The organism is Patescibacteria group bacterium (assembly GCA_040387855.1).
Lineage (GTDB): Bacteria > Patescibacteriota > Minisyncoccia > Phycocordibacterales > JAKAEA01 > JAZKCY01.
In genome coordinates, this window is the sequence record JAZKCY010000001.1 from 655,645 (window position 1) to 674,692 (window position 19,048).

A 19,048-nucleotide genomic window follows, 5' to 3' on the forward strand; every position below is an offset into this window, starting at 1 on the left:
TACCTAAATTTGATGGAAATGCACGCTATGCTTGTGCTTGATATGACCGAGCTGGGGTTCGTCGATAACTTGATAGTCCATGACTAACAATGAGTCCACCTCCTAGAATTCCCAATGCAGCAGCAAATGAAATGAGTGATGTACTTACACCCTTACTCAAGTTGTCATTAACGTTGTAGTAATCACTTGGTGCAAAATAATTCATTACTTTTTGAAGAGGAGTAAATGCAAATGCAGCAGATACTTCAGATGGAATATTTAACATTAAAGTACTATTTGAAGATTGAGGTTTTTGTGGCTCGTTTATGTTTCCAATTACTGGAGTTGTAGAACTAATTTCAGAAGTAGTTTGTGTTGTTGTTGCTAGATTTGTATACACATCAGTCGTTGTTGCTGAAGTGATTGTTGCAGCCTGTCTTTCAATTTGTACTAATGGCGCAAAAAATGTTGCAATAGGATTCTGGCGAATTATTGTTTGAATTGGAGACGGCGTTGGATTTGTAGGTGCTGGTGGTTGAACAGGAGGAACAACTACTGGTGGAGCAACAATTACAGGATCTTCATTTTCTTCTTGTTCATCTTCCTCTTCATCCTCACTTACATTTTCTTCGTCATCAGTATCTTCAGGTACAGTTGGTTCTTCTGGTGCAGGTGGATTAGGATTTAGCACAGGCGGTATCACAACAGGGGGAATAACTACAGGAGGAATAACAATCACAGGATCTTCATTCTCCTCTTCTGGTTCTGCTGGGGGTGGTACTGGTGTTTCAGGAGTTGGTTCTGGTTCAGGTTGTGATTCAGGAATAGAGGTTTCAGTAGGAGTCTCTTGTTTATTTACTTCTTGCTTTTCTTCCTTTTTTTCTTGTTTAGCTTCTTTCTTTTCTTCCTGAGGAGTAACTGTTTCAACAGCCTCTCCATCATCTTCGTTGGCAAATACTGCAGATCCATTTGGTACAGCGAGCACAGCAAGGAGCACAAAGCTCATAATCAGACTACCTGTTTTTTTGTTAAGCAATTTCATCTAGTCACTGACGTAAAATTGCCATGTGAGTTACACAATTTCTACTTACATAATGAATTTTGGATTATGAAAAGCAACTCATTTGACTAATATTATTTCATATTGCATTATTTACAGCGTACTCGTACAAAGGAGCCTTATATGTGGCGATGGATTCGTAGGGTTGTATATGTCTTCCTCTTACCCATAGGAATCGTTTTCCTCGGTTGGGAGACTAAGGACCTCATTCGGGGTCTTAGTCGAAATCCACTTTCATGGGTCATCGTACCCTTGGCGTGGATTGGGATTGGTTTATTGGTCTACAACACCGCCAAAGTAAAGCGGAGGGTTTACTTCAAACGCAGCAAGAGCAGCGATCCCCTCAAGCATGGGTATTTCGTTAACAGGAAAAAGTCTCATCTGATCATTTTCCCGTTTTACTCCGACGAAACGGCAATCGCAGCGCTTGACCAACTGATAGCACAGGGGTTGGTGCCAGCACAAGAACGACCGTGGCTTCTTGAAGAAATTCAGAGGCTCAAGCTTCCAGAAAAGACGTGGCCAGCTGAACGTGCAAGGATTCAAGCTATGCAACACGCACTAGCCATACGTTGGCTAATAGTTGTTGGAGTTGTGAATCTGCACCATCAAAATAACTAAAGCGAGACACCACCTGGTGCCTCGCATTTTTATATCTTTTTATTCTAAATTTTAAAATTACTTGAGAGTAATATTTTTTATTACAACAGGTTCTAATGGACGATCATTCTGATTTGTCTCTACTGCTTCTATTGCTTTTACTACATCCATTCCCTGAGTCACTTTACCAAACACTGTATGTTTACCATCTAAAAAATTGTTATTTTTAAGATTAATAAAAAACTGACTGCCGTTTGTATTTGCTCCAGAGTTTGCCATAGCAATAGTTCCTTCATCGTTTTTATTTGTAGAGGTGATTTCATCAGCAAATTTATATCCTGGTCCCCCAGTTCCCCACATTGCCTGTTTTGAATCATCTTTTGAAAGTGGATCTCCACCTTGAATCATAAAATCTTGAATCACTCGATGAAACTTAACACCGTCATAAAAACCTGTAGATGCTAGCTTTGTAAAGTTTTCAACAGTTTGTGGAGCTTGTGAAGCAAAGAATTCTAACGTTATATCTCCTTTATTTGTGTGTAATGTTGCATTCATAAATTTTTGTTGATTAGTTGATGATGATACTGAACTTCCAGGATTTTGCAAAGGAGTAGATGTACCATATGGCAATACTACTTCTGAGGTGTTTATACCTTGAAGTGCACTATTTTGTGGACTTTTATTTCCATATATCAACCAGATAACAACAGCACTAATAAGAAAAAGCAAAACCACAGAAAGGATCCTTTTAAACATATTTATTTTAAGCTAACACTATTTAATTTAATCCTCTTCAGGTGGAGGTGCTTCTGCAGTTACGTGTCCCGCAAACGAAGTGTTGTAAATTTTAACATTATCAATTAATCCTGTAAAAAAATATACTGTTGGATGATCACTGTATCCTATTCGAATCGAATCTTGCCAATCAAAATTAGACATTGTATTGAGACCTTGCCCTACTTTATCACCATCAATATATAATTGATGAGGTCCTAAATTTCCTCCAAAACTAAAGAAAGCATAGTGCCAGTTGTTGTCATTGTATGTTTTGGGTGAACAAATTGTTTCATCTGTAGCATCTCCCCAAACACGTGAACATACTGCTCCATTTTGCATTCTAAGATTTCGATCATTACCTCCTCCATCTACTTCAAATAATCCTCCATTTAAAGCACTAGTTTTAAACCATAATCCAACACTAAACTCTGTTTCTGAAACATTCATTGGCACAGAAATAAAATTATCACTTCCATCGAGCGAAAGTGATTTACCAGCTAGGCTTGAAGTAGGAACATCTGATGAATAAACAGCTGATGTAATAGTTCCGGTGTAGACACCAGTTGTATCAACTACCGAATCATCAAAATTAAACTGTGCAAGAAGTTCATCACCACGTGCATTAAATACAGATCGCTCAAACTGCTGAGCAGCAGCAACACGAGCTTTAATACGAGCATTATTTAGTACAACAACTACTATGCTTGATAGAACACCAATAATAGCAATGACCACTAAAAGTTCGATGAGTGTAAATCCTCTTTTGTGTTTATTTAAAACCATGTGATCTTACAATAAGATATTCTAATTATAGCAGAGCTTACTATTTAATACAGGTTTATACACTGGATAACTAAAATTATGTACTTATAGGAATTTTAAAACAGAATGTAGTTCCCTTCTTTGAGGATGACTCCACCCAAATTTCACCCTTGTGACGAGTAATAATTTCTTTTGAAATAAAGAGTCCCAACCCTAATCCCGGAAATGTAGTTTTTGATGATAGACTACTGCGATAAAATTGATCAAATATTCGTGGTAGATCTTGTTTTGAAATTCCAATACCAAAATCTTGAACCATACAAGTAAGATACCCAGACTTGCAAGATGTCTTAATTACTATTTTTTGAGCATTAGGTGAATACTTTATTGCATTAGTAATAAAATTTGTTATTACCTGACCGATTCTGTCTCTATCACCCTTAACATTTTCAGATTTTGCCAACTGTAAAACAATTTTATGATTTTCAGACATATGCTGAAGTTCATCTACTGTCTCAATAAGAAGCTCGTTGAAATCAAAAAATCCAGAATTAAACTGCATTCTTCCTGATTGAATTTTTGTAACATCAAGCAAATCAGTAATTAGTAATGAAAGCTTATTTACCTGAAGATCCATTTTATCCATAAGCTCTGCAGCTTTCACATCACCTTTATTTAAAAACATTTTACTTAAAACCTGCCCATACATTTTGATGCTTGTTACAGGAGTTTTAAGTTCATGACTTGCGATACCAAGAAAGTCATCTTTTTGACGTTCAAATTCTTTGCTTGCAGTAATATCTTCGTGGACAAGTACAACTTCTCGGATCCTCCCTTCATCATCTTTTACAGGATATATATATGCTTGCACCCATTTTGTTACGCTTGAAGTAACATTTTTTATTGTCTTTTCTGTTTCATATTTAATAGCAGGAATCATTGTGGCTTCACCAGAAAAGCCTTTTTGTATATATGGCATGACTCCAGTTTCAACCAATTGCTTATCATTGAGCATATTGTATCCTTTTAGCATATCTAGATTGAGCCCCCACAAACGCTCCCATGCTTTATTAACCTGCAAAGTGTATCCATCAGGTGACAATATTTGTGTGCTCAGCAATGATTGCTCAATCATCATTCTATATTTACGCTCACTATCTTTAAGCATTTCTTCGGTTTTCTTTCGTTCAGAAACATCTGATGTAATTGCAACGATAGAAACTACTTTTTTATTTTCATCAAAAAGCGGCGATGCTGAAACGTTTACATGAATTTCTGATCCATCTTTCTTATATCTCACTAAGTCTTTTGAGAATGGCTTTCCCTGTAATAAACCCAGCATTAAATCCTTAAATTCCGCAGCTTTTTTCTTTTGAGGCAGTGGGAGTAATTTTCCCAGAACTTCTTCTTGAGTCCATCCAAAGATTTTTTCACATACTGGATTCCAAAGTAACACACGACCATTCACATCGACTACATATATAGCCAGTGGTGAAGAATTAATAATTGTTTCAAGCGTACTATTTGATTGTAATAATTTCCTTTCAAATTCTTTCTGAGTAGTAATATCACGAATTGTACTTTGTACAGCTCTCTCTCCGTTGTATTCCAAGCTTATAGATGCAAGTTCAACATCACGAATATTTCTTTTAAGCGTTACAAATTTTTCTTGAACAATATTTGATTCTGTTTTCTTACCCGCCATAAGAGCACCCATCCGCTGTTTAACAAGCTCATGGTAATCAGGATGAATAAACTTTAATACATGTTTACCCAATACTTCCTTTTGGCTCTTTGCTTGAATAAGCTGAAGCGCGGCTTGATTTGCATAGACAATAAGCCCTTTCACATGAATTGCAATAGGAAAAGGTGAGATATTTAGAAGTTCTGTATATCGCTTATCAGTTACCGGAATTTTTTGAGTACGAATCTTTTTATTCATAGCAAGGATGTATGAATAATACTCGTAATTACAAAATATTCAATGAAGTTCAGACCTCAAGCTTATTTCTTCTTTTTTGTAGCTTTCTTAGGTTTGATTGCTTTCTCTACAATCATTTTGAGTGTAGATGGTGCTTGTTGAATTTCTTTAACAGATTCAGATGGTTTAGATACATCTTGTGATTTAAAGAATTTTTCAGCAAATCCAACAAGTTTATCTAGCTTTGCATTTACAGATTCAAGCTGTCGTTTAAGCTCTAGAGTGCTTTCTGCAGGACGCTCAACACGTGTTTCCACATGAGGTGCTCGAGGTGCTTCTGATCGGTCTCGAAAATCTTTGAAATCTTTTCGTGGAGCAAAATCTCGTCGTTCGTTTCGGTCGCCGCCTCGGTCATTTCGATCATTACCTTCTCCTCCTCCCATTGTCTTAAAACAATCACGGCAGTACACAGGCTTACCATTGGTAGGCTTAAAAGGTACTTCTGTTGGTCTTCCACAATTACTACAGGTTGCCTTATGCATAGTAATTTCTGGTCGTCTGTTGTTTCCACCTTGAAAACGATTCCCTCCTCGGTCTCTGTTAAAATTTTTCATATCAATATAATTAGAAGCTTATCTTGCTTTTTTAGCAGCCTTAGCCTGATTGCGGGCGTGCTTTATTGCGAGACGCTTTGCAGTTTTTCGAGAACGTGATGCTTTGTTCTTTGTATTTACTGAAGATCGTTTTGCCATAGTGTCCTACTATACCTTATTAATGAGTAAATGTATACCTTTATTGATACTACCTACAAACTCAATCCAGCTTTCTGCAATTCTTCTTTTTTTACAAACACAGGAAAGAGATCCATATTTGTTTCTCGCGTTCCATTCTTGTCATACGCAATCTGCCCCATTCGCTTACTTTCCCATCGCAATTTATTTTCAAAATCTTGCCGAGTAAAATTTCCCAAATAAGCTTCATCAGCTTGTGATTCTGGATGCTTCCAAGATGTATTTAATGTATTTGTAGAACCCAATCCTGTCTCGCGGGTAATGTGCTGACTTTTTCCAAAGGCAAGAATTGGTAGGAAAATAAAAGGTAAAAAGAGAAGTCCAAGCATAAAACCAATTCCCTTTCCAAAAGATTTAGTAAGTCCATAAATAAGTGCAATTCCAGCAAAGATACTTACAAACGGAATAAACATAAGTAATACAATCCAAATTGGTAGGCCCGAAATTCGTGACATCACAATGAGGTTATAGATAGGAACAATACTTGCCCACCCAGGTTCTCCAGCTTTTTGAAATATTTTCCAAGTAGATACAATCATTACGATAAACACGGCAAGCATAAATACAACCATACCAATGCTTGCTCCACCCAACCATTCTGGACACGGAACTATCTCACCATTTACACGGCATACAGTATCAGCAAGACTAACTAATGGAATAATAAAACTAGCGACAAAAACAAGTGATAATAAAAATTTCTTCATGATCAAACTATTATCACACTAATTGAGTTGCTCAGCAATACGCAAATTATCTTTACAATCTTCATACAATTCCCTACACTTTACCAATGATTGTGAAACGCCTCCTTGGCATTTATAAAGAACCCCAGCTATTAGTCTATAGAAGCTTTGCGAATGCTGATTTTGTATACATAACTGGACGAGTTATAGAGCAAACAAAAAAGTCATCAGCATCTTCTTCGTTGCGAAATATAGTAGCACTCGCTCGAGCATATCTTGCACGACCGTTTAAGAATTTTGAAGTGCAGATTATTTCTGATACAGATACTCGCATTGTAAAAACAAATAAGAATGGCATCTTTGAAATTAAGCATCCATATAAAACAGGAGAATTACTTCAAGCAAAAATCAATAATCAGATAGTCCCTATTGAAATTGCTGCTTCTATAGAAAAAGCATCGTATGGAATAATCTCTGATGTTGATGACACTATTCTTATTTCAAATGTGACACGTGTTTTTGTTCTGCTTTATTTAGTATTTACAAAAAATGCCCACTCACGCAAACCCTTCCCTGGAGTTGCCGAGTTTTATCAAGCACTCGTACATCCTCACAATCCCATTTTTTATGTTTCCTCAACAACATGGAACCTCTACGGCATGCTTATAGAATTTATGAGTATCAATTCTATTCCCACCGGTCCATTACTACTCAAAGAAGTTTCGAGTATTAAGGCTGTGTACACAACTTCGGGCAATCACAATCACAAACAAGAAAAAATAGAAATGATTTTGGATGTGTATCCAACCCTTCAATTCATTTTACTCGGAGACAGTGGCCAGCAAGATGTAGAGATTTATAGTGCTATCGTAAAAAAATATCCCGACAGAATTAAAGTTATTTACATTAGAGATATCAGCGTTAAAAAACATGACATCATTAAAGAAACCATACAGACAGTTGATGGCAAAGTAGATGTAGTGTTTGTGAAAACATCTGCTGAAGCTGCAGCACATGCGTTGAAACATGGCTTTATCGCATCTAAAGATGAAAAAGAAATTAAAGAAGGAGTAGCTCAAGAGGCTAACTTTTTGGGACAATAACCCGAAGAGATTTCGGACAGATTTTATATACAAGTGGAGCTTTCATCTTTTCTATTTCTCCATCGAGTGATACCCACAACTTAGATCGTTTTGTTTTTATTTCTAGAGTATCCAAAGCTATTGTTGTAAATCCTGCTTTGTTTTTGATATCAGAAAACAGAGATCGAAATCCAAGCCACAGCATTTTAAATCTTCCAATATCTTTAGCAATTGAGATATGAAGCTTCCCGGACATAAAATCTTGTCGGCCGGCTAATATATCTGTACTACCAAAATCAAAAATATTATTCCCAATAAAAATTAGTGGGGTTTTTATTGATACTTGCTTATCATTCTTTTTTATTTCTAATTCAAGTGATGAGTAGCTTACAAAACTTTCATAAATAGCAATAATAAACGCAGTCCACTTTTTCCAGGACAACTTTTGATATCCCACTCTTCGTTTTATGAGCTGTGTATAAAACCCCACGCTAGAAAAGTTTACAAACTCTTTGCCATTAACTTCTGCAACATCAATATTGATAGTTTCACCAGTAATTACGGTAATAAATGCATCATTAATTGCTGTGCCAATGCCTATATGCTTGGCAAAATGATTAAACGTGCCTGCTGGAATTACAGCCAGTCGAATAGGAGTATAAATAAGATACTGAGTTAAAAGATTTACTGTTCCATCACCCCCACAAGCTATTACAGTTGTAGGTTTAAACTCCTCAAGCTTCTTTCTAAAATTTGCTCGAGTAAGCACATCCTGAATAAATGCGGTATGCACGGTAAAACCTTTTTCTTGAAGCATTTCTATTCCAGCTTCTATTTCCTGCTCACGAGCAACAAGGCCAGATTTTGAATTACGTATAAGGAGAATGGGTTCCATAGGTTAAGTATATGTCTTTTCTATAACCTTACCAATTATCTCTGATTTAAAATAATCTTTGAGTTCGTTGCCACTAATCCATTTATATTTACTTAATTCCCAACTCAATTGTAATTCGAAGTCTTTAACTGTTACTAAAAATATATCTAGCTGATGTGGGATAAGCATTACGCTTTCTTTTGCTTTGTGTAAAAATGTTACAGAAATAATATTCTCTTGCGTAATAGCAAGTTCTTCATGAAGCTCACGTACCAAAGCATGTTCAGCTGATTCTCCTTTATCAATGCCTCCTCCAGGTAGATGAAAATTAAACGGCGGCAAAGCACCTTTCACGATAAGAAAAAGCTTTGTTTCAGGATTGTAGATAAAACCACGCGCTACTTTGCGTCTTACTGAAATCATAGAGTGAGTGTAAGGCTGTTTAGGTAATAAAACAACTTAAAGTATGTTTAACGCTTAAGACTATTGACACAACTCATAAAATATATCAATATACTCTCTGGAAAGATCTGACATCGGAGCGTTTTCGATGATCAGAAAGATACGTAAGGGACGATACCATGACCAAAGCCACGGCTTCAGCGTCGATTCCCACCACCACCACTCTCAACCTCCGTGACTTCGAGGTCCCCCACCCGACCAGCCGCGACAACTTCGTCGTCAGCGTCGGCATCGGGACCAAGAGCCTCGACGACAACGGCTTCGTGACCGACAACATGCCGTTCATCGAGCAGGTCCAGCGGCGGGCACGTCGCCACACCTCCGAGGGAGTGGCGCACGCTATCGGAGACATGACCATCAGCTACCTCGACCGCCGCATCCGTCAGGTCGTGATCGAGGTCAAGAACACTGCCAGCCGCTTCACCCTGAAGCAGCCGAAAGTGCTCGAGCTCGACCCACAGCCCAGCCTGCCGCAAGGGTTCGACACGTTCCGGATCGATGGCCTCTCTGTGGAGGCAGAGCTGAGCGACAACCACGTGTGCGGTGGGTACGACGGCCAGTTCCGCTGCGACCTGAGGTATACTGCCGCCGACGGGAAGAACCGCTCCACCGCGATCACCGACGTGATCCGACGCGCCTTCCAGAGCAAGACCTACACGGCGAGCTGCGAGCAGCTCACCCAGGGCATCGTCTACCAGGCATGCCAGGTCTTGGGCAGCCAGGGGCTCCACGTCATCGGTCGGGTCTACAACCTGACCGGCTACGCCGAGACCCACTGGAACTCCAGGCTCGTGGTACCGGAGATGCCGCGAGAGTCAACCTGTGGCGAGGTGCGCGAGTCCAAGCCGTCCAGGTCCTCGAGCTCCAGCGAACGCAGCATGAGCTGGTGCTGATCAGGCTCTAACGTGGACTCTTCGTTCTTCAACCCAGTGCGTAAGCTCCCATAGCTTATGCATTTTTTATTTAAAATAATTTACCACCTACTAACGCAGTATTTTTATCTGGCACACTTAATGTGACCTTCCCATTTACATCAGGAGTTCCTAGAGTAAGCACTTCAGATTCAAATGGACCAATCTTACGTGGTGGAAAATTAACTACTCCCAACACAAGTTTCCCTATTAGCTCTTCTTTTGAATAAGTACTTACAATCTGGACAGAAGAATTTTTGATTCCTATCTCAGAGCCAAAATCTATTTTTAATTTATATGCAGGCTTCTTTGCTTCTGGGAAATCATTAACTTCTAAGATCTTTCCCACACGAATATCTAGTTTCAAAAAATCATCAATTGTTGCCATAAATAAGTTTGCTAGTTGGTATTTTTGATCTCTTGGCGTATTTCTTCCCACATTCGCCCCATATGATTTTCTCCCTTGCCATCAATTCCATCATCCCAAAATCCATCGCCAGGAGGAGGTGTAACTATATGTTTTACTATTTTCAGATCTCCTGAATCAATAAGTGCTTGGCGTACATCCTGATGCTGATCCACTTTAAGTTTCATGATTTTTTTCATGACACCCAGTTTAAATTCAGCTTGTTTAAATTCTGGAATTTGAAATTCTTTATATTTTGAAGAAACAGTCCAAGCTTTCACAGGGCTCTGTGCAGCTCTTATTTCATCTTTAATCTTTTGATCGGTATAACGCTCACATTGATATACATGTTCTACTGTGGGATATACGACAGCATCAAGTTCGATAACATGAGCTGTATATGGTGAAAAGTAAATATAAAAAATTTCTAATGGGAGCATAAAGTTACGGTAGTTTATGATCAAGATTATTTTTCAACCATACCAACGTATCATATCCATTCAATACCCGATCTTCTTTTTTTACTCCCATAGTTTGTAGGAATTCAAATAACTCATCTTGCACTTTATTAGAATCCTCATCAGTAATCTTTTCTACTTCAACAAACGAGCCCAATCCTTCTACCTCATCAAGACAAATTTCGTAATCCAAATAATTGGTTTTCTGACGAGTCTTTTTTACCTGCACTTCCGGACGGAATCCTAGGAATGTAATAATATCCTGAAGCTGTGATGCATCATTTACTATAATTTCTCGTTCTATAGAACTAAGCTCTTCGCCTTTTTTATAGGTAAAGATAATCTGTCCTTTTGCTTTTCGAATGCGCAGAAAAGAATCTCCTGGACTAAATTGAATAAATGGTCGATCATAATTTATAAAAATAGTATCCTCTTGAGTAACAGGTTCTGAAAGAGTGCAGCCCAAAGCAATAAGGCCTTCTTTAAGTCTTTCAAAATCTCCCACCTTTGCCTTTACTTCGATCTCTTTTTTCATGGAAGTAGTATAGCAAAATAATTCAGGTATAAAAAAAGCACAGAATTACCCGTGCCAACAACCAACAAGAACACTACAGCACGATCACCACGATGGGCACCGTCTTCTGCCACCCGATGACCAGCTTCCACCCCTTGCGGAAGCACACCTTCGACCACGGCCCGGCCGCTCGGAGCAAGCCGTTGACAGTCGGGAACTCGTGAGCGATCGACTGCATCAGCAGCTCGTGGAGGAAAGGCTCCTCCTCGACCAGCTGGTGCATCAGATCCATCTTGCGGGATCCCAGGTGACCACGGCTGTCCAACTGCTCGTTGAGGGTGTTGAGCCGGTTGCACACCCCTCGATAGACGCGGTAGAGCCGGCGGAGGTTCGGCGACATGACGCCGACTTCCACTTCCATGCCCATCATCTCGCGCTTAGGCCCGATGTTGATGTCGGCACCGTGCATGCGCTCGGCGACATTCTGGACCTTGTGGATCTGCGAGAGGGTGAGTTTGATGCACGTCTCCAGCGTCGCGATCTGCTCGCTGACGACCAGCGCGGTGTCGACGGATACCTGCTCGAATGGATAGCCGACGAAGTAGTTGTCGTTGGGGATGATCGTAAGGTCGACCATCCGAAACAACAACAAGGTCCGCTGTTGCCACGTGAGATTCTCCCGAAGACGCAGCAGAAGCTGATCCATCGCCTGGGTCATCACCCGCTTCCTCGGCATGAACCAGTGGGGCCTCCGTCGAGATCGGGTCTGTCTTCGCGTTTGAGTCTGCATTGCGATTCCTCCGGTTGCAGGGTTAGATTGGAACATGAGCTACGTTAGCTCAGCGGTTGAGTACGATACCATATATATCCAACATGTCAACATGGATATATTATTGTGTCAAATTGCGATAAAATACCAACATGAATCAAGACAAGCAATCCAACACACCGTGGGCACAGGAACCACAAGAAGTTTTCACATATTTACAAACATCAAACGAAGGAATTAGTAGTGCAGAAGCAGACAAACGAATAGAAAAGTTTGGAACCAATATTTTTCATAGCAAGGAAAAAATCAAAGTTGTTTCTATTTTTCTAAAGCAGTTTGCAAGTCCCCTCATCTTCCTGCTCTTGGGAGCTGCTGTACTTACTGCAGTACTTGGAAAGACTATTGATATGTTTGTGATTATCTTTGCAGTGTTATTCAACGCGATACTTGGATTTTATCGTGAATATCATGCTGAAAATACGCTTGATAAACTCGTTACCTATATTAAAGATCGAGCACGAGTGATACGTGACGGAAAAGAACTTGAGATTGATTCAGTGCAATTGGTGCCTGGAGATATTGTGAAGCTTTCCTATGGAACCCGAGTCCCAGCAGATGCTCGCATTATAAGCACGAGTAATTTTCGCGTGGATGAAGCAGTGCTTACTGGTGAATCTATTCCTGTAGAAAAAGAAACAGGAGTTGTATCTATTACTAGTGGCATTGCCGATAGAAAAAACATTGCACATGCCGGAACATTGGTCGTAGAAGGATATGCTACAGCTATTGTGTATGCAACTGGAAGTGCCACTGAGATTGGAAAAATTGCAAACATTGTTGCAAATACAGAGCGAGCTGAAACACCAATTCAAAAAGGTGTAGCAAAGCTTGGATGGTTGCTCTTTTTTGTAACGATAATTATCGTTGCTGGAATCTTTTCATTAGGGACCCTCAGAGGAGAGCCAATTCTTGAAATGCTAACCCTCTCTGCTGCGGTAGCGGTGGGTGCCGTGCCAGAAGCATTGCCAATTGCCCTTACCGTAATTCTTGCTATTGGTGCAGAACGAATTGCATCTCGAAAAGGAATTGTTCGGAAACTTGCAGCTGCTGAAACACTAGGATCAACCACTCTTATTATGACTGATAAGACTGGAACACTCACAATGGCAGATATGCAGTTGGTTGGTATTTATACTCAGAGTCACATTCTAGAAAATACTGAAGCGCTAGAATCAAAACACTTTTCTACTGATCAAAAGAAAATTTTATCTTTAGCATTAGAAAATATTGATGTCACTATTGAGAATCATGAAGATGCTCCATCCGAATGGAAATTCCACGGACGACCGTTTGAAATTAATATCGCTAAAGCTAGTATCGAACACAATGTGGGCCTCGAACAGCTCAAAAAGGATGTCCGTCTTGTAATTCCCTTCAACTCAACCCACAAATTCTCAGTGGCAGAAACAGATACCCAGTATATTGTTATGGGAGCTCCTGATATCCTCCTCAGACGTTCAAAAATGACTAAGGATGCATATCTCACAACAGAAACCTGGATTGATAAAGTTAGTTCAGAAGGAAAGCGTCTCATAGGTATAGCTACACTTGATAAAAAGAATTTTTCAAAGAAGATATCTACAGATGACATAGAGAATATTCATTTTATGGGAGTTATGGCTTTGTTTGATCCAATTCGTCCTGACGTACCAGCTGCTATTAAAAAAATCCAGAGCTATGGAATCAAAATGGTAATGATTACGGGAGATCTTAAAGGAACAGCACTTGCAATCACTCGAGATTTGAAATGGAATGTTACTGAAGAGGAAGTGCTAACAGGTAGTCAGCTTCATGAAATGACTGATGAAGAACTACTTACAATAATTCCTTCGATAAAAATATTTGCTCGTGTAACTCCTGAAGATAAACTACGCATTGGTCAGCTTTATCAACGGCTTGGTGAAGTTGTTGCCATGACAGGTGACGGAGTAAATGATGCACCCGCACTTAAAGCCATGGATATTGGTATTTCATTGGGCTCTGGAAGTGATGTGGCAAAGAGTGCTGCAGATATGGTATTGCTCGATGACAACTTTAAAACAATTAGTCTCTCAGTTGAAGAAGGACGGAAGATTCTTTCAAATATACGAAAAACATTTGTGTATCTCATGTCGAATTCACTGGATGCAATTTTTGTGATTGGAGGAAGTCTAATTATTGGATTGCCAATGCCACTAACTGCGCTTCAAATTATTTGGGTCAACTTTTTCACGGGAAGTCTTCCAGTACTCGCCTTTGCCTTTGATGAAGATCTTGATAAAAAACACACAGCAAAAACAACAGGATCAAAATTAATATTTACCAATGAAGTAACATTCATTACCTTCGGTATTGGTGTTATGAGTTCCCTGTTTTTATTCTTTATCTATTACGGTCTATTAAGATTTGGAGTAGATCTGGCACTCACTAAATCATTATTCTTTGTATGTTTCGCTTCATATATTCTTGTTGTTGCATACTCATTTAGAAGTCTCTACAATCCATTATTCTCATATCCTGTTTTCTCAAACGCTAAATTAAATATCAGCATTCTTTTTGCAGCACTATTACTTATCGGAACAGTAACAATCCCTGCGGCACGAGAAATATTTGGACTTGTAGCAATCCCACTAGTGTGGATATGGTTTATTGCAGCATGGCTCATCCTCAATGTTCTACTTGTTGAAGGAGCAAAATACTTTATTAGAAAGTAACTTAAAACTTACTGTCTTCGTAGCTTAATAGAAATAAATGAGTCATCAAACACACCTTGTGATCTCACTGTTCCTGAATGATCAAAATATTGTACCTGCACAGCTATTGATGTTTCCCTGTCTTTAAATGGGTTGGGACCAATTAATAACTTTTTTGTATAAGGACCTGTTCCTAAGGTTATTTTCTCATCGCAATTTTTTCCATCTATTGATGCGCTTTGAGATGATCCATTAATACACATAAGACTCACTTCTCGTTTACTGTATTTTGCTGGTAAGGGTCCAAATGATAGCGTTATTGATCCACCGCTTTTTTCTAGTACATAATTGTTAGCTTTCAAAAGTTCAGGGTGTGTGGGACTGGCTAGTATTTCGATCTGTTGCTGATCTTGAGCAGGAGCATCAAAGCTTTGTCCACCATAGGTGATTTTATTTTTAACGATATTACCCTGACTATCAAGTGCCTTTACATGCAATATCTCACCTTGATATGAGTTTTCACTTGAGTACATAGAATCTGTTTTAGGAACAATAATAGTATGAATTGTGTTTGTTGTCGTTTCTTTTAAAAGTGTTGTTACATTTTCTGGATCGATGAGAAGTCGATTTTTATCAACCCATGAAGGTTTTGTAATACTTATTTCATATTTTACAGCGCCTTTAATAGGAGAAAACACAACAATGAATGGTTTGCCTGGTTCTAAAACCTGATCGTAATTTGGCATCGCAATTATGAGATTGATACTTGGATCCATGCCTTGGGCCTTTAGAGCCGCATATGCTTTTTCTAGTTCTGCTTGTGCAGAAGTTAATTCCCATGCATTTTGAGCACCTGATGAAGAAGGAGTACCAGTTGTTTTTACTTCTGTTTTAATAGATGTCGTAGTTTCTTTTTGTGAAGCTGATGTTTTTGTTGAAGTAGGAGTTGTATTTGGTGTTGTAGTAGCATTTGCCCGATCACGTAATTGAACATGCTCGGTATCAGTAGTAACTATAGGATCAACAACGGGAACATTTGTATTCTGTTTTTTTGATACATAATATGCACCCCCACCTACAGCTATTCCGATAATAATAATTATGAGTAGTGGAGCAAATCCTTTTTGGTTTTTCATGATAGGGATATTATCCCACTAAAAAGTAAACTCAACTATTAAGATATGCACACAATAAAAAAACTAATCGTTTTGATGACCCAACGCATACAGTTTTTCTATCTCTGCAGAGTTTAAAGATCGGCTATATATTCTAAAACTATCAATAAGACCGTTGAAGGTTTGTCCAGAAGCATGCACTGATGAACCAATACGAAGTACTTGTGAGGGTGCAATATTTGATGTCTCAGCTTGATTGGCGCCCAATCGAGCTCCGTCAACATACAATTTCATCACTCCATTTTCGCGTGTTAATGCAAGGTTGTACCATTTCCCTGCTTCAGGACTAAAGCTGTATGAATATGCGTATTGAGTATTGATATATACCATAACAACATTTGCATTTTCTTGTCTAAAAAGAAGAGTATTTCCTCCCCATGATCCATTCTCAAAATAGGTATTCAATGAAGTGACAGAACTAAACTTAACCCAAAAATTATATGCATAATCTCCAGTACCAAAATTATAATTTGGACTATTGGGAACCTCTACATAATTTGAACCATTGAGACTTAGTGAAGATCCAGAGTTATTTGGAGTATCGCTCGAAAGACTAGCACTATATGCGACACCATTATTATTTAAACCAGAATTGTCTAAAACGCTAGATCCATCTAAGGCATCAAAATTCCATTCTCCCACAGCGTCCGCTCCTAAAGCTCTATGTAAACTCGTACTAAAAATAAGTCCTGCAGCAACTCGAGCTCTGTTTCGAGCAATATTTACTGAAGCTAAAACTATAGTAGATAAAAGACTTATTATAGAAATAACTACTAAAAGTTCTATTAGTGTAAATCCTTGTGTGCTTTTATTCTTCATACTATTTATGGCCTATAGTCTGGAACCTTAATACTTTCGACTGAACTGGTGGCAGGATCAATCATTATTGGAGAATTATTTGAGCGACTCGGAAATACATATACATACAAAACTACGAGTGCAGCTATAAAGAAAGATACAGAAATGCTGAGTAGCATAAAATAGGCATGTTTTTGATGCTTTACTATTCCTTTCTTTGTAAGCCAGTGCACCATTTGTGGAGTTTGAGGTGCGCCCAATATTGTTCGAGATTGAAACCGTGTTACATCTTCTGGTTCATCAAATTCTACACTCATAAAATCAGTATACTATATGCTATGTGTTTTTTGCTATAAGTGCATCAAGTTTTATGAGATCGAATGGCTTTGGCAAGTATGCACTTGCTCCATACTTATCAGCGATAGCTTTTCCATCTTTACTAGCTGTTACTACTATTACAGGAATATCTTTTGTTTCATCTGAAGCTTTTAATTTTTGTAATACTTGTTCACCGTTTAAGATAGGCATCCATAAATCAAGTAAAACTATATCGGGTTTTTCCTCCTTAATTTTTGCGAATATTTCTAGGCTGTGAAGTACTGGTATCACTTTATAACCATGTAGGTCTAATACAATAGAAATTGAGTCAAGGATTCCCTCATCATCATCACAGACCATGACACATTTTTTCATTTAATTATTGTTTAACGGAATAGTAAAGCTAAATGTAGATCCTTTGCCTGGCTCGCTATCAACCCATAGATGTCCTCCATGTCTCACTACGATTTGCTCACTTATATACAATCCAATGCCCATACCAGCAAACTGTTTTTGAGCATCCTCAACTCTGAAAAATCGCTCAAACAATTTCTGCTGATCTTTTTTATTAATACCAATTCCCTGATCAGTGACCATTATTTTTAGGTAATCACTCACACGTGATGCATGAACCACCACATCCTTTCCATTGGGAGAATACTTGATTGCATTATTTAATAAATTGTTGAGCACCATTTCCAATCTTTCTTTATCTCCATTAACTTTCAAATTGAGATCACCTGAATACTTGATTGTATGGTGCTTTGCTGCTGACTGAACAAGATCAATGGATTCTTTAATCATCTGGTTAACATCAAATTCAGCATATTTGTATTCTATTTTACCCGCCTGAATCTTAGACACATCTAGTAAATCGCTGATAAGACTTTCAAGCTTTTTTAATGAAACATTCGTTTTCTCAATAATCTCTAAGTTTTTCTCTGTAGTACTCTTCTTACTTTTAATAAGAATTTCTAATACTTGCAGATACGCTTTAATACTTGTTACTGGTGTCTTGAGTTCATGACTTGCAATACTGAGAAAATCATCTTTTCTAATTTGAACTTCTCGCAATTCTGTAATGTCCTCAATAGCTAACAAGATTATCTCTTCTGCATTCTCCAATGCCTCAATTTGTCGGGCATTCAAAAGCATCACTTTCTTTCCAATCTGAGGGAAATTGTGTTCTACCTCAAAATTCTCAAACGGATTCTGCTCAGGTAGGATCTTTTCAAACAGATCTCTCAAGGCTTTTATATCCCACTGTCCGTTACCAAGTTTAAATATATTTACACCGACAGTTTCTTCCTTTGAAACCTTAAATGTACTGTAAAAGTACTTATTTGCTGAGATTACGTTTAGTGATTTATCCAGCACGAGCAAGCTCTCACGCATTGTTTCAAAAATACCTGTGAGAAATGCTTCACTTTCTTTCAAGTTTTGAGTTCCGTCAGCTACTCTTTTCTCTAAAGATTCACGTTCATTTTTTAATGCTGCCTCAGCTTTTTTCCGACGAGTAATATCATTTTGAACCCCAATAAAGTGGGTAATATCGCCTTTTTTATTTCGGACTGGAGACATCATAAGCTCATTCCAAAATAATGAGCCATCCTTTTTATAGTTTCTTAATTCCACTTTGCAATCAATACCTTTTTCAATTGATTCTCGCAAAATTCTTCGAGCTTCTTGATCTCGATCATCTCCTTGAAGGAATCTACAATTCCTTCCTATTATTTCGTCACGTGTATATCCACTAATAAATTCAAAGGCTCGATTACAGAAAATAATTGGATTGTCTGGCTGAAGGCAATCTGTAATTACAATTCCGTTTGTAGTTGCATCTACTGCATTAATGAGTAAATTAAGATTTGAAGTAACATCAATTTTATGAATTGAAGCCTGTTTAATATTTTTCATAGGTAGAATTCTTAAGGATTAAATCAACTCTGTATAAGAATACATAGGTTACTTAA

At 38.3% G+C, this 19,048-nt stretch carries 21 protein-coding genes; 4 read left to right on the forward strand and 17 right to left on the reverse strand.

Annotated elements, in window-relative coordinates; genetic code table 11:
• Positions 1-25: 25 nt before the first annotated feature.
• A complete protein-coding gene (locus V4519_03695; GenBank protein ID MES2437093.1) occupies positions 26-1,021 on the reverse strand; it encodes a hypothetical protein in 996 nt (331 codons plus the stop codon).
• A 471-nt stretch (positions 1,022-1,492) separates the two neighbouring features.
• Here V4519_03695 and V4519_03700 point away from each other — a divergent pair, with 471 nt between their 5' ends.
• Positions 1,493-1,660, forward strand: coding sequence for a hypothetical protein (locus V4519_03700; protein MES2437094.1), 168 nt, complete (start codon positions 1,493-1,495; stop codon positions 1,658-1,660).
• Positions 1,661-1,717: 57 nt separating this feature from the next.
• Here V4519_03700 and V4519_03705 read toward each other — a convergent pair whose 3' ends face one another.
• The 5 genes from V4519_03705 to V4519_03725 all read right to left on the reverse strand — a co-directional run bounded on the left by V4519_03705 (position 1,718) and on the right by V4519_03725 (position 6,597).
• A complete protein-coding gene (locus V4519_03705; protein ID MES2437095.1) occupies positions 1,718-2,194 on the reverse strand; it encodes a peptidylprolyl isomerase in 477 nt (158 codons plus the stop codon).
• A 228-nt stretch (positions 2,195-2,422) separates the two neighbouring features.
• Positions 2,423-3,199 carry a LamG-like jellyroll fold domain-containing protein gene (locus tag V4519_03710; GenBank protein ID MES2437096.1) on the reverse strand — a complete coding sequence of 259 codons (777 nt, stop codon included), beginning with the start codon at positions 3,197-3,199 and terminating at the stop codon, positions 2,423-2,425.
• A gap of 76 nt (positions 3,200-3,275) precedes the next feature.
• Entirely contained in the window at positions 3,276-5,120 is a 1,845-nt protein-coding gene (locus V4519_03715) for a PAS domain-containing sensor histidine kinase (GenBank protein ID MES2437097.1), read from the reverse strand.
• A 62-nt stretch (positions 5,121-5,182) separates the two neighbouring features.
• Complete coding sequence (locus V4519_03720) at positions 5,183-5,713, reverse strand: CxxC-x17-CxxC domain-containing protein (protein MES2437098.1); 531 nt, start codon at positions 5,711-5,713, stop codon at positions 5,183-5,185.
• A gap of 191 nt (positions 5,714-5,904) precedes the next feature.
• Positions 5,905-6,597, reverse strand: coding sequence for a DUF5684 domain-containing protein (locus V4519_03725; protein MES2437099.1), 693 nt, complete (start codon positions 6,595-6,597; stop codon positions 5,905-5,907).
• Positions 6,598-6,683: 86 nt separating this feature from the next.
• On the opposite strand from V4519_03725, the gene V4519_03730 reads away from it, so the two are divergent.
• Entirely contained in the window at positions 6,684-7,679 is a 996-nt protein-coding gene (locus V4519_03730; protein MES2437100.1) for a phosphatase domain-containing protein, read from the forward strand.
• Here the strand turns inward: V4519_03730 and V4519_03735 are convergent.
• Together V4519_03735 and V4519_03740 are read right to left on the reverse strand one after the other, a co-directional pair.
• Positions 7,660-8,553, reverse strand: coding sequence for a diacylglycerol kinase family protein (locus tag V4519_03735; GenBank protein MES2437101.1), 894 nt, complete (start codon positions 8,551-8,553; stop codon positions 7,660-7,662). The genes V4519_03730 and V4519_03735 overlap by 20 nt on opposite strands.
• Before the next feature lie 3 nt (positions 8,554-8,556).
• Positions 8,557-8,955, reverse strand: coding sequence for an NUDIX hydrolase (locus V4519_03740; GenBank protein ID MES2437102.1), 399 nt, complete (start codon positions 8,953-8,955; stop codon positions 8,557-8,559).
• 158 nt (positions 8,956-9,113) lie between these two features.
• On the opposite strand from V4519_03740, the gene V4519_03745 reads away from it, so the two are divergent.
• A complete protein-coding gene (locus tag V4519_03745; GenBank protein ID MES2437103.1) occupies positions 9,114-9,887 on the forward strand; it encodes a hypothetical protein in 774 nt (257 codons plus the stop codon).
• 70 nt (positions 9,888-9,957) lie between these two features.
• Here V4519_03745 and V4519_03750 read toward each other — a convergent pair whose 3' ends face one another.
• From V4519_03750 to V4519_03765, 4 genes are all read right to left on the reverse strand, one after another.
• Complete coding sequence (locus V4519_03750) at positions 9,958-10,293, reverse strand: tRNA-binding protein (GenBank protein MES2437104.1); 336 nt, start codon at positions 10,291-10,293, stop codon at positions 9,958-9,960.
• A gap of 11 nt (positions 10,294-10,304) precedes the next feature.
• A complete protein-coding gene (locus tag V4519_03755; GenBank protein MES2437105.1) occupies positions 10,305-10,751 on the reverse strand; it encodes an NADAR family protein in 447 nt (148 codons plus the stop codon).
• A gap of 4 nt (positions 10,752-10,755) precedes the next feature.
• Positions 10,756-11,304, reverse strand: a complete 549-nt coding sequence (cyaB, locus tag V4519_03760) for a class IV adenylate cyclase (GenBank protein MES2437106.1) — start codon at positions 11,302-11,304, stop codon at positions 10,756-10,758.
• Between the two features lie 73 nt (positions 11,305-11,377).
• Entirely contained in the window at positions 11,378-11,989 is a 612-nt protein-coding gene (locus tag V4519_03765; protein MES2437107.1) for a hypothetical protein, read from the reverse strand.
• A 215-nt stretch (positions 11,990-12,204) separates the two neighbouring features.
• On the opposite strand from V4519_03765, the gene V4519_03770 reads away from it, so the two are divergent.
• Entirely contained in the window at positions 12,205-14,805 is a 2,601-nt protein-coding gene (locus V4519_03770) for an HAD-IC family P-type ATPase (GenBank protein ID MES2437108.1), read from the forward strand.
• 8 nt (positions 14,806-14,813) lie between these two features.
• Here the strand turns inward: V4519_03770 and V4519_03775 are convergent, their stop codons facing one another.
• The 5 genes from V4519_03775 to V4519_03795 form a co-directional block, all read right to left on the reverse strand.
• Positions 14,814-15,920: a hypothetical protein gene (locus V4519_03775; protein ID MES2437109.1), complete on the reverse strand. Its 1,107-nt coding sequence runs from the start codon at positions 15,918-15,920 to the stop codon at positions 14,814-14,816.
• A gap of 63 nt (positions 15,921-15,983) precedes the next feature.
• A complete protein-coding gene (locus tag V4519_03780) occupies positions 15,984-16,778 on the reverse strand; it encodes a LamG-like jellyroll fold domain-containing protein (GenBank protein MES2437110.1) in 795 nt (264 codons plus the stop codon).
• 5 nt (positions 16,779-16,783) lie between these two features.
• Positions 16,784-17,074 (reverse strand): hypothetical protein, encoded by a 291-nt coding sequence (locus V4519_03785; GenBank protein ID MES2437111.1) that lies wholly within the window; start codon positions 17,072-17,074, stop codon positions 16,784-16,786.
• A gap of 19 nt (positions 17,075-17,093) precedes the next feature.
• On the reverse strand, positions 17,094-17,450 hold the full coding sequence (locus V4519_03790; protein MES2437112.1) for a response regulator: 357 nt from the start codon (positions 17,448-17,450) through the stop codon (positions 17,094-17,096).
• Entirely contained in the window at positions 17,451-18,992 is a 1,542-nt protein-coding gene (locus tag V4519_03795; GenBank protein MES2437113.1) for a PAS domain S-box protein, read from the reverse strand.
• Positions 18,993-19,048 lie beyond the last annotated feature (56 nt).